Source organism: Mycobacterium tilburgii (assembly GCF_902168065.1).
Taxonomy (GTDB): domain Bacteria; phylum Actinomycetota; class Actinomycetes; order Mycobacteriales; family Mycobacteriaceae; genus Mycobacterium; species Mycobacterium tilburgii.
Genome location: NZ_LR655755.1, coordinates 1 through 10,736, shown reverse-complemented (window position 1 = coordinate 10,736; position 10,736 = coordinate 1). Strand labels below are relative to the sequence as shown.

Annotated in this window: 10 protein-coding genes, 1 tRNA gene and 2 pseudogenes; 5 read left to right on the top strand and 8 right to left on the bottom strand. The window is 65.7% G+C overall.

Annotation, left to right across the window (positions count from 1 at the left end):
* Positions 1–126: pseudogene (locus FQ389_RS16925) on the top strand (IS3 family transposase); the annotation flags it as partial.
* A 175-nt stretch (positions 127–301) separates the two neighbouring features.
* Here the strand turns inward: FQ389_RS16925 and FQ389_RS16920 are convergent.
* The 4 genes from FQ389_RS16920 to ponA2 form a co-directional block, all read right to left on the bottom strand.
* Positions 302–375: transfer RNA gene (locus FQ389_RS16920), tRNA-Pro, on the bottom strand.
* A gap of 60 nt (positions 376–435) precedes the next feature.
* Positions 436–1,539 carry an L-cysteine desulfhydrase Cds1 gene (gene cds1 / locus FQ389_RS16915; protein ID WP_144209729.1) on the bottom strand — a complete coding sequence of 368 codons (1,104 nt, stop codon included), beginning with the start codon at positions 1,537–1,539 and terminating at the stop codon, positions 436–438.
* Entirely contained in the window at positions 1,536–2,495 is a 960-nt protein-coding gene (locus tag FQ389_RS16910) for a metallophosphoesterase (protein WP_144209726.1), read from the bottom strand. Before FQ389_RS16910 ends, cds1 begins: the two co-directional genes overlap by 4 nt.
* A 52-nt stretch (positions 2,496–2,547) precedes the next feature.
* Positions 2,548–4,974 carry a transglycosylase/D,D-transpeptidase PonA2 gene (gene ponA2 / locus FQ389_RS16905; protein WP_144209723.1) on the bottom strand — a complete coding sequence of 809 codons (2,427 nt, stop codon included), beginning with the start codon at positions 4,972–4,974 and terminating at the stop codon, positions 2,548–2,550.
* Between the two features lie 360 nt (positions 4,975–5,334).
* Between ponA2 and FQ389_RS16900 the strand changes: the two genes are divergently transcribed.
* On the top strand, positions 5,335–5,682 hold the full coding sequence (locus FQ389_RS16900) for a WhiB family transcriptional regulator (protein ID WP_144209720.1): 348 nt from the start codon (positions 5,335–5,337) through the stop codon (positions 5,680–5,682).
* A gap of 285 nt (positions 5,683–5,967) precedes the next feature.
* Here the strand turns inward: FQ389_RS16900 and FQ389_RS16895 are convergent, their stop codons facing one another.
* Together FQ389_RS16895 and FQ389_RS16890 are read right to left on the bottom strand one after the other, a co-directional pair.
* Positions 5,968–7,110, bottom strand: a complete 1,143-nt coding sequence (locus FQ389_RS16895; protein WP_144209718.1) for an ArsA family ATPase — start codon at positions 7,108–7,110, stop codon at positions 5,968–5,970.
* On the bottom strand, positions 7,107–8,126 hold the full coding sequence (locus FQ389_RS16890; protein WP_144209715.1) for an ArsA family ATPase: 1,020 nt from the start codon (positions 8,124–8,126) through the stop codon (positions 7,107–7,109). Before FQ389_RS16890 ends, FQ389_RS16895 begins: the two co-directional genes overlap by 4 nt.
* A gap of 126 nt (positions 8,127–8,252) precedes the next feature.
* On the opposite strand from FQ389_RS16890, the gene FQ389_RS16885 reads away from it, so the two are divergent.
* The 3 genes from FQ389_RS16885 to FQ389_RS16875 are packed head-to-tail and all read left to right on the top strand — an operon-like array spanning position 8,253 to position 9,689.
* Positions 8,253–8,414, top strand: coding sequence for a hypothetical protein (locus tag FQ389_RS16885; protein ID WP_144209712.1), 162 nt, complete (start codon positions 8,253–8,255; stop codon positions 8,412–8,414).
* Between the two features lie 19 nt (positions 8,415–8,433).
* On the top strand, positions 8,434–8,889 hold the full coding sequence (locus tag FQ389_RS16880; protein ID WP_144209709.1) for a RidA family protein: 456 nt from the start codon (positions 8,434–8,436) through the stop codon (positions 8,887–8,889).
* A 5-nt stretch (positions 8,890–8,894) separates the two neighbouring features.
* Positions 8,895–9,689 carry an MBL fold metallo-hydrolase gene (locus FQ389_RS16875; RefSeq protein WP_144209706.1) on the top strand — a complete coding sequence of 265 codons (795 nt, stop codon included), beginning with the start codon at positions 8,895–8,897 and terminating at the stop codon, positions 9,687–9,689.
* 71 nt (positions 9,690–9,760) lie between these two features.
* Here FQ389_RS16875 and crp read toward each other — a convergent pair whose 3' ends face one another.
* Together crp and FQ389_RS20930 are read right to left on the bottom strand one after the other, a co-directional pair.
* Entirely contained in the window at positions 9,761–10,435 is a 675-nt protein-coding gene (crp, locus tag FQ389_RS16870; protein WP_044508824.1) for a cAMP-activated global transcriptional regulator CRP, read from the bottom strand.
* A gap of 106 nt (positions 10,436–10,541) precedes the next feature.
* Positions 10,542–10,736: pseudogene (locus tag FQ389_RS20930) on the bottom strand (hypothetical protein); the annotation flags it as partial.

The following is a 10,736-nucleotide window of genomic DNA, read 5'->3' as shown; positions in this document are numbered from 1 at the left end:
CGCCGCCGCTGGAACACCCGCGAGCAGCTACGCATCGCCATCGTCACCTAGGTCGAACGCACCTACCACCGCCGACGCCGACAGGTCGGTCTGGGCCGGTTGACCCCCGTCGAGTTCGAAGCAATCAGACGATTTCAGCGCTCGATGTCGGCGCCTCCGTGGAAGTTGTTGATCAAGCGCGGATTGGTGCGGATTCAAATTCAACCAAACACTAATGTCCGTCGGAGTGGTGAACGGGTCCGGTGCGCCAGGCCAGATTGCCCGGCGCCGTCGAAAACCGGTTTACGAAACCGGTTCTGGGTCGGGGTGGCGGGATTTGAACCCACGGCCTCTTCGTCCCGAACGAAGCGCGCTACCAAGCTGCGCCACACCCCGCTTGAAGCCAGGACAGCCTATCGCACCGGCCCGCCGACTCGCCAAACCGCTGGCCGGAAGCTAGATCCAGCTGCAGTAGCGCTCGAATTCGACCAGCGCCTGGGCGGGACCGGTGAGATCGAGGCCCTGGTCGGCCACCCACTCGTCGCTGAAATAGGTGTCGGCATAGCGGTCGCCGCTGTCGGCGATCAGCGTGACGACGGAACCGCTGCGGCCCGCTGCCACCATCTCGGCCAGCAGCCCGAACGCGCCCCACAGGTTGGTTCCGGTCGAAGGCCCCACCCGTCGCCCCAGCACGGTGCTGACGTGACGGGCGGCCGCGATCGACGCCGCGTCGGGCACCGCGACCATGCGGTCGACCACGTCGGGCAGAAACGACGGCTCGACCCGCGGCCGGCCGATGCCCTCGATCCGCGACGACGCCGTCACCACGTCGTAGCGCTGCCCGGCGTAGGCCGGAAAGAACGCGGAATTCTCCGGGTCGACGACACACAGGCCGGTGGCGTGCCGCCGGTACCGGATGTAGCGGCCGATCGTCGCGCTGGTTCCGCCGGTGCCCGCCCCGACCACGATCCATTCGGGGATCGGGTGTTGCTCGTCGCGCATCTGGGCGAATATCGACTCGGCGATGTTGTTGTTGCCGCGCCAGTCGGTGGCCCGTTCGGCGTTGGTGAACTGATCCATGTAATGGCCGCCGGTCTCCTCAGCCACCCGCTGGGCCTCGGCGTAGACCTCGCTGGAGTTCTGCACGAAATGGCAACGACCGCCTTGGGATTCGATCAGCGCGACTTTCGCCGAACTTGTGCTGGCGGGCATCACGGCGACGAACTGCAGGCCCAGCAGTGACGCGAAGTACGCCTCGGATATCGCCGCCGACCCCGAAGACGCCTCCACGATCGTGGTGCCCTCACCGATCCACCCGTTGCACAGGGCGTACAAGAACAGCGAGCGCGCCAGCCGGTGTTTGAGGCTGCCGGTGATGTGCGTCGACTCGTCTTTGAGGTACAGCGCAATATCGAAGTGCGTCGACCAAGCCGAAGGCAGCGGGTAGCGCAACAGGTGCGTGTCGGCGCTGCGACGGGCGTCCGCCTCGATAAGCCAGATCGCGTTGTCCGCCCAACTTCGGGAGACGCTGCGGACCGCGATCCCGGCCCGAGCGCTCAACGAAGCGATGCCGCAGGTACTGAGCGGCCCCGGTCGCTGCTGGAATCCCGGCCCCCCATCGGGGCGGCGATCAACGTCAGCAGGGTCGATTCGGGGCGGCAACAGAACCGCACCGGCGCGAACGGGGAGGTGCCCAGCCCCGCCGAGACGTGCAGTTGCATGTCGGCGCCCCAGCGCGACGGCCCCTTTGCCCGTGTGCGGTCCAGGCCGCAGTTGGTCACCACCGCCCCGTAGAACGGCAGGCACAGTTGGCCGCCGTGCGTGTGCCCGGCCATCACCAGCTGGTAGCCGTCTGCGGCGAACCGATCCAGCACCCGCGGCTCCGGCGAATGCACCAGTCCCAGACGCAGATTCGCGGCCGGGCTGGCCGAGCCCGCGATGGTCTCGTAGCGGTCGCGGTCGATGTGCGGGTCGTCCACCCCCGCCGCGGCGATGTGCAGGCCGGCCACCTCGAACTCCCGGCGAGTGTGGGTCAGGTCTAGCCAGCCCCGCTCGGTGAAGGCCGCCCGCAGATCCTGCCAAGGCAGCGGTTCGCCCTTCACCCGGTACGACGGATTGGTCAGGTAGTTCAGCGGGTTCTTCAACCGCGGCCCGAAATAGTCGTTGCTGCCGAACACGAACACCCCCGGTCGCGACAGCAAATCGCCGAGCGCCTGGATGACCGCGGGCACCGCCTTGGGGTGGGCCAGGTTGTCGCCGGTGTTGACGACCAGGTCGGGCTCCCAGCCGGACAGTTCCCGCAGCCAGGCCTGCTTGCGGCGCTGGCCGGGCAGCATGTGCAGATCGCTGATATGCAGCACCCGTAACGGAGTGGATCCCGGTGACAGGACCGGCATGGTTATCTCGCGCAGGATGAATGCGTTGCGTTCGACCACCGCGGCATAACCGACACCGGCGACGGCCGAACCGAACGCGACAGCACCGGTGCGAATCAGGGCGGGCACGACTTCAGCCATGCGGGCAGTTTACTGCCGGTTGCGGCCCGGCAGCGCCTCAGCACGGTCGCCCTTAAGGAGGCGGTTGGCCCGGCGGCGGGGGTGGGGAGAGCAACGGAATGGTGATCGGCGGCAGCCCGGGGATCTCCACCACCTGCGAACCAACCGGCAGGGGCGCCCCGTCCGGCTGGGGTGGCGGCGCTGGAGGGATGCCGTTGCTGACCTGGATGGTGATGACCGAACCGGGGATCGTATTGCCCGACGGCGACGTCCCTACGACCTCGCCCAACTTCGCGCTGCTGTTGACGGAGTTGGTTTGGTCGGCCACCTGGAAGCCCGCCTCTTTGAGGCGGGTGCGGGCGGCGTCCACGTCCATGCCGGCGACGCTGGGCACGCGTGAGCCCGGTGAACCCTCGACGTACCGTGGATCGGCGGGGGGCAGTTTGACGTCACCGAAGTTCAGCGCGATCGGCTTCATGGCGGTGAACCAGGTGCGCGCCGGCTCGTTACCTCCGTAAAGGTCGCCCTGGCCGCAGTGGCGCAGCGGCGATGAACACAGATCCGTCGGGTTGGGGGAGTCGTCATAGATATAGTTCGCGGCCGCGTAGTGTCTGGTGAAGCCGACGAAGCCGGACGAGCGGTGCGCCTCGGTGGTGCCGGTCTTACCGGACACCGGCAGATCCCAGCCCGCGGCGCCGGCCGAGCCGGCCGCGGTGCCGCCGCCCCTCGCGTCCTTGCTCATCGCGTTGGCCAGGGTGTTCGCCAACCCCTCCGGGACCACCTGATCGCAGGTTTCGGTGGTGACGGCGACTTCGTTGCCGTTGCGGTCGATCAGCTTGTCGATCGGGTTCGGCGGGCACCACACGCCGCCAGATGCCAGCGTGGCCGCGACGTTCGACAGCTCCAGGGCGTTGACCTCGATCGGTCCGAGCGTGAACGAGCCGATGTTCTGCCGTTTGACGAAGTCGGCCAGGCTCTCGTTGCTGTCCGGGTTGTAATCACGGGCCGTGCCGGGATCGGCGTAGGACCGCAGCCCGAGCTTGATCGCCATGTCGACCGTCCGGGTCACGCCGACCTGAGAGATCAGCTTGGCGAACGCGGTGTTGGGCGAGGTCGCCAGCGCCTCGGTCACATTCATCGAGCCGCGGTATTTTCCTGCGTTGACCACACACCAGGTGTTCTTGGGGCAGCCCTTGGCGCCACCGCTACCCAGGCCCTTGGCCTGGAACCGCGGCGGGACGTCGAGGGTGGCGTTGATGCCCATCCCCATGTCCAACGCGGCGGCCGTGGTGAAGATCTTGAACACCGACCCCGCGCCGTCGCCGACGAGCGAGAATGGTTGCGGCCGCATGGTTTGGCCGGCGTCGACGTCGAGGCCGTAGGTGCGGTTGCTGGCCATCGCCATCACCTTGTGCGACGTCTTGCCCGGCTGGATCACACTCATCACGCTCGAGATGCCCTGCAGCGTCGGGCTGGCGAACTTGTCGATGGCCGTCTTGACTGGATTCTGCACGTCGGGGTCCAGCGTGGTCCGAATCAGGTAACCGCCCCGGGCGACCTGTTCCTTACTGATCCCGGCGCGGGACAAGTATTCCTGGACGTAATCGCAGAAGAAGGCACGGTCGCCGGCGGCTATACAGCCGCGCGGCAGCTGATTGGGTTGCGGCAGCACCCCCAGCGGGGTCGCCTTGGCGGCGCGCAACGCGTCGGCCTCCTGCGGAATGTTCTCGATCATCGTGTCGAGGACCAGGTTCCGCCGCGCCAGCGCGCCCTCGGGGTTGGTGTAGGGGTTGAGCGCACTGGTGGACTGCACCATGCCCGCCAGCAGCGCCGCCTGCTGCCAGTTCAGATCCGAGGCGTTGATGCCGAAGTAGGTCTGGGCCGCATCCTGCACGCCGAACGAGCCGTTACCGAACGAGACCAGGTTGAGGTAGCGGGTCAGGATCTCCGGCTTGGTAAACGTCTTGTCGAGCGTGAGCGCCATTCGGATCTCGCGCAGCTTGCGCGCCGGGGTGGTCTCGACCGCCGCTCGCTTTTCCGCATCGGTCTTGGCGGTCACCAGAAGTTGGTAGTTCTTTACATACTGCTGCTCGATCGTGGAGCCGCCGCGGGTGTCGACGTCGCCGGAGGCGTAGCCGGCCAGCCCGGTGAGCGTGCCCTTCCAGTCGACACCGTTGTGTTCGGCGAATCGCTTGTCCTCGATCGAGACGATAGCCAACTTCATTGTGTTGGCGATCTTGTCGGTGGTCACCTCGAAGCGGCGTTGCTCGTACAGCCACGCGATGGTGTTACCCTTCGCGTCGACCATCGTCGAGACGGCGGGTACTTGTCCCTCGAGGAGCTGGGCGGAGCCGTTGGCGACGACCTCGGAAGCCCGGTTGGACATCAGTCCCAGGCCACCAGCCATCGGGAACATCAAAGCGGTGGCGACGATACTAGCCAGCAAACAGCATCCGGCCAGCTTGATAATGGTGAGAGCTGCCGGTGGCCGGTCTGACATGCGTATAGGGTAACCGCCACTTCTTACCCCTCGCGCCCCCGAATCCGCTCAGCGGTCCGACAAGCCTTGAGCAGGGTCTTTTGCCGTTGGCGGGGAGCCTCGGTTGCAATCGATTTACATATCGGCTACGCAAATCGGGTACTCAAAGAGTTGGCACGGCTTACCCTAGACGACAAGACGGCACGCCCGTCCCAAAAACCGTTATCAGACTGTTGCGCAATTGGCCCACTGACCACCTAACTTGTACAGACAGTGAGATTCAGGTAACACCGAGCAGCACCATGTGGCGTAGATCGCACCGACGGTCTGCCACCCGAGGAGGGCGGTCGCACACCGCGACCGGGAGGAAGGGAACAGCTCGTGTCAGGAACACGACCGGCAGCACGCCGAACCAACATTGCCGCACAGGGGGTACTGCGCAGTGTGGATGCTGAAGAACGCATTGCCTGGGTGTCCAAAGCGCTGTGTAGGACCACTGATCCCGACGAACTCTTTGTCCGAGGGGCCGCCCAGCGCAAGGCCGCGGTTATTTGCCGACACTGCCCGGTTATGCAGGAGTGCGGCGCGGACGCGCTGGACAACAAGGTCGAGTTCGGCGTCTGGGGCGGCATGACCGAGCGGCAGCGCCGGGCCCTGCTCAAGCAGCACCCCGAGGTTGTTTCCTGGTCTGATTTCTTCGACAAGCGCCGCAACCGAGGCGTCAGCTGACGGTTACGCCCTCCGCTACGCGGTGCGCCGGGGCGGACTGATTAGGCACGACCTCGTATTACTGTTTTCGTTACAGTGGCCGCATCGTTGAGTGCGTGTCGAACGGCAGTCAAAAGCCGAACTAGCTTGTGCGTGTGCACAATTCGCGGCCTTAACTTGGCTTGTGTGCAATTACCGTCAGCTGCGCAGAGTATTTGCGGTTTGCCGCGGGCCAGCCGCCAACCTGTTTGGGTGCCCGCTCGCGATCCAATAAGCGGCTCTTGTTGACGTCGGCGTAAAAGCTGGTCAGGACGCCGCATCGGCGCCGACGCCGGTGATCTGGTCGGCCAAGGCCCGCAGCGCCTCCAGATCGGACACGTCAAAGGGCAGCGATGGAACGTCCACGACGGGCACGTGCGGGTTGGCCCCGGTGAAGCGGGACAGCAGCCGGATCTCACGCTTGGCCGTCTGGCCGCGATCGGCGTGAATCTGGAGCACGGCCGTGGCCAAGGCGGTATTGGCGTCGCCCACGGATTTCAGCGACCCGATGCCGTCGATGGCGCGTTCCACGGGTAACGAGCACAACAGCGGATGGGTGCGGTTAAGGATCAGGCCCGCCAGCGGCATGCTCTCCTGCGAGAGCCGGTCCACGAAAAAGGACGCCTCGCGCAACGCGTCGGGCTCGGCCGCCGACACCACGACGAACTGGGTGCCGCGTCGTTTGAGCAACGCATAGGTACGGTCAGCCTTCTCGCGGAAACCGCCGAACGTGGCATCCAGCGACTGGACGAAGGCGGCCGCATCGCCCAGCATCTGCGACCCGAGGATCGTCGACATCGCCTTCATCGCCAAACCCATTGCGCCGGTGACTAATCGGCCGATGCCCCGTCCGGGGGCCAGCAGCAGCCGCCACAATCGGCTATCCATGAAACTGCCCAGCCGCTTCGGCGCGTCCAAGAAGTCCAGTGCACTGCGCGACGGGGGAGTGTCGACCACCACCAAGTCCCAGCGATCCTCTGCCAGCAGCTGACCCAGCTTCTCCATCGCCATGTACTCCTGCGTGCCGGCAAGCGATGTGGCGACCGTCTGATAGAACTGGTTATCCAAAATCGCTTGCGCCCGAGCGGTTCCAGAGTACTGAATCACCATCTCGTCGAACGTGCGACGCATGTCGAGCATCATCGCGTGTAGCTCACCGGTGACTTCGGGCGCCAGCGGCACCCGCTGCGGGGTGTTGCCGAGGTCGTTGACACCCAGCGCTTGTGCCAACCGCTTGGCCGGATCGATCGTCAAAACGCAGACATTGCGCCCGTATTCGGCTGCGCGTAGTGCCATGGCCGCGGCGGTCGTCGTCTTACCCACGCCGCCCGCACCGCAACACACCACGACCCTGTTGGATCGGTCGTCCAGGATCGACGCCAGGTCAAGATCTTTCGGGACAGTGTTCATAGAACACCCTGCTGTGCAAGTGATTCCGACAAATCGTACAGGCTTCCCAGGTCGACACCGTCGGAGATGGCGGGCAATTCCAGCCGCGACACCTGAATGGCGTCGAGCTGTTGTGCGGTCTCGGCGCGCGCGCTTATACGATTCGCATGCTGGATGGTCTCGGTCAACAGGCCAGAAAAGTCGTTGTCGCCCAACTCGATTCCGGCACACTTCAGGCCGGCGCGCACCGCGTCCGCGTCGACATCGCCCTCCGCGGCCTTGGCCAGTTCACCGGGCTCTAGATATGCCGGAATGTTGCGGTTGACGATCACGCTGCCGATCGGCAGTTTCATCTCGGCCAATTCCTCAATGGCTTCCAGAGTTTCCTGCACCGGCAGCGCTTCGAGCAGTGTCACCAGGTGGATAGCGGTCTGGTCGGAGTGCAGCAACTTGACCACGCCCTCGGCCTGCGAATGCACCGGCCCGCCCTTGGCTAGATCCGACACGGCCTTGGTGACGTCCAGGAACCTCGCGATCCGTCCGGTCGGAGGCGCGTCCACGACGATCGCGTCATAGACCGGCAGCTTGTTCTTGTCGACGCGAATTACGGTCTCTTTGATTTTGCCTGTGAGCAGCACATCGCGTAGACCGGGCGCGATCGTCGTCGCGAACTCGATGGCCCCGATGCGGCGCATCGCCCGGCCCGCGATGCCCAGGTTGTAGAACATGTCGAGGTATTCCAGGAACGCGGCTTCGATGTCGATTGCCAGCGCGTTGACTTGACCGCCACGTTCGGCGGTGGCGATCTTGACTTCTTGATAGGGCAACGGGGGGACGTCGAACAGCTGCGCAATCCCTTGGCGGCCCTCAACTTCTACCAACAGCACTTTGCGGCCGCCGGCCGCGAACGTCAACGCCAACGCCGCCGCGATCGTCGATTTACCGGTCCCGCCTTTGCCGGTGACGAAGTGCAGGCGGGCTTTCGACAGGCGTGCCGGCCAGCCCACGGCAGCGCTGCCGCTCGATGTGGTTGCCACCTCAGCATGCTAGCCCGAGCCTCGGGCGGCCCCCGCTCATCGGGTCGCCGCAGCGGATCGCGTGGCGTTGCCGGCTGCCGGGTGGGCTGGCCAGTGCGGTTCCGTGCCGACGGATAAGCTCGCGACATGAGTCAACCGACTCCGTGGGAATACGCCACGGTTTCGCTACTGACGCACGCCACCAAACAGATCCTCGACCAATGGGGCGCCGATTGCTGGGAGCTGGTGTCCGTGCTGCCCGGCCCCACCGGCGAACAGCACGTCGCGTATCTGAAGCGCCCCAAGTAGCCCCGAAGGACGAGGGTTGATGAACACTTTTGCCCGGCTCGGGCAGCTCGGCATCGCGCTTCCCGATGTGGTGGCGCCGCTGGCCTCGTATGTTCCCGCGGTGCGGACGGGGAACCTGGTCTACACTTCCGGGCAATTGCCGATCACGGACGGAAAGCTGGCGGGGAGCGGCAAGGTGGGTGCCGAGGTGAGCCCCGACGCCGCCAATGCGATGGCGCGGACCTGCGCGCTCAACGCGCTGGCGGCGGTGAACTCGCTGGTCGGCATCGACGCGGTGACCCGAGTGGTCAAAGTCGTCGGCTTCGTCGCGTCGGCGCCCGGCTTCAACAGTCAGCCCGCCGTCGTTAACGGGGCCTCCGAGCTGCTGGCCGAGGTGTTCGGCGACCAAGGCGCGCATGCCCGTTCGGCGGTCGGAGTGTCCGAGCTGCCGTTGGACGCACCGGTCGAAGTGGAGTTGATCGTGGAGGTCGGTTAACGACAGTGGCCGAGACCGCCGAGCAGCTGACGCATCCCGCATACGGCATGTTGCGGGCGGTCACCGACACGGCCTCGGTCCTGTTGGCCAACAACCCGGGCCTGATGACGCTGGAGGGCACCAACACCTGGGTGTTGCGCGGACCGCGCAGCGACGAGTTGGTCATCGTGGACCCCGGCCCGGACGACGACGAACACATCGCCCGGATCGCGTCGTTGGGGAGCATCGCCCTGGTGCTGATCAGCCACCGCCACGGTGATCACACCGACGGCATCGACAAGCTCGTCGAGCGCACCGGCGCGACCGTGCGCTCCGCGGGCAGCGGGTTCCTGCGGGGCATCGGCGGTGAGCTGGTGGACGGCGAGGTGATCGACGCCGCCGGTTTGAAGATCAAGGTGATGTCGACGCCCGGCCATACCGCCGACTCGTTGTCGTTCGTGCTGGAGGACGCGGTGCTGACCGCGGACAGCGTGCTCGGTCGCGGCACCACCGTCATGGACAAGGAAGACGGCAGCCTGACCGCGTACCTGGAGTCGCTGCACCGCCTGCACGGCCTGGGGAATCGCGCGGTGTTGCCCGGACATGGGCCCGACCTGCCCGATTTGGATGCCGTCACGCAGGGCTGCCTGATCCACCGGCACGAGCGGCTGGAGCAGGTGCGCTCGGCCTTGCGGGAGCTCGGCGAGGACGCCAGCGCACGCCAGGTCGTCGAGCATGTCTACGTCGATGTCGACGAGAAACTCTGGGATGCCGCCGAATGGTCGGTGCAGGTGCAGCTGGACTATCTGCGGCAGGAGTGAGCCGCGCCCGCGCTTGGGTGTGATTGTCCGGCTTCTCCTCGGTCCGCTCCGCGGACCGCATCGTCGTCGAACTACCTCGCTCGGCGGGCCAGGCGCTCCGAGTCCGAGATCAGCACGCTCTTGCCCTCCAGGCGGATCCACCCGCGGTGCGCGAAGTCGGCCAGCGCCTTGTTGACGGTCTCGCGGGAAGCGCCGACCAGCTGGGCGATCTCCTCCTGCGTCAGATCGTGGGTGACCCGCATCGCGCCGCCCTCCTGGGTGCCGAACCGCTGGGCCAGCTGCAGCAGCTGCTTGGCCACCCGGCCCGGAACGTCGGTGAAGATGAGGTCGGCCAGGTTGTTGTTGGTACGGCGCAGTCGGCGGGCCAACACCCGCAGCAGCTGCTCCGCGATCTCCGGGCGATCTGCAATCCACGCCCGCAGCGCGTCGCGGTCCATCGACACCGCCCGGACCTCGGTGATCGTGGTCGCGCTCGAAGTCCGCGGGCCCGGGTCGAAGATCGACAACTCACCGAACATGTCCGACGGGCCCATGATGGTCAGCAGATTTTCCCGGCCGTCGGGCGACCGGCGGCCAATCTTTACTTTCCCCGAGACGATGATGTAGAGCCGATCGCCTGGTTCGCCTTCCGCAAAAACGGTGTGTCCCCGCGGGAAGTCAACGGGTTGCAACTGCTTGGTCAGTGCGGCGACTGCGCCGGGTTCAACCCCTTGGAAGATTCCGGCCCTTGCCAGGATCTCGTCCACTTTGCCTCTTCAGCTTTCAACGAAAATTATATCTTTCAACGAAGTTATATAAGGTGCCCACCCACTTTGCCCGTGACGAGTCTAGAGGTAGGTCAACGTGCCAACGCTACACACGATTGACGTGTCTAGTCGTCCCAAATTGCGGATTGGGCGACGAATGCGCATGTAGCCGCATCGGTAATGCGCGACCGGACGGGTCGGTGACGTCCCCGATCAACAGCGATTCGGCGCGGTGGCGGCCAATGTGCGGGGCGGGTGGTGAGGGCAGCGCCGGCTGCGGGGCCTGCCGCCGGTGCAGGTA

Coding starts and splice junctions, on each gene's coding strand:
- FQ389_RS16885 (WP_144209712.1), top strand. CDS start 8,253: ATGAGTCAACCGACTCCGTGGGAATACGCCACGGTTTCGCTACTGACG.
- ponA2 (WP_144209723.1), bottom strand. CDS start 4,974: ATGTCAGACCGGCCACCGGCAGCTCTCACCATTATCAAGCTGGCCGGA.
- FQ389_RS16895 (WP_144209718.1), bottom strand. CDS start 7,110: ATGAACACTGTCCCGAAAGATCTTGACCTGGCGTCGATCCTGGACGAC.
- FQ389_RS16880 (WP_144209709.1), top strand. CDS start 8,434: ATGAACACTTTTGCCCGGCTCGGGCAGCTCGGCATCGCGCTTCCCGAT.
- FQ389_RS16910 (WP_144209726.1), bottom strand. CDS start 2,495: ATGGCTGAAGTCGTGCCCGCCCTGATTCGCACCGGTGCTGTCGCGTTC.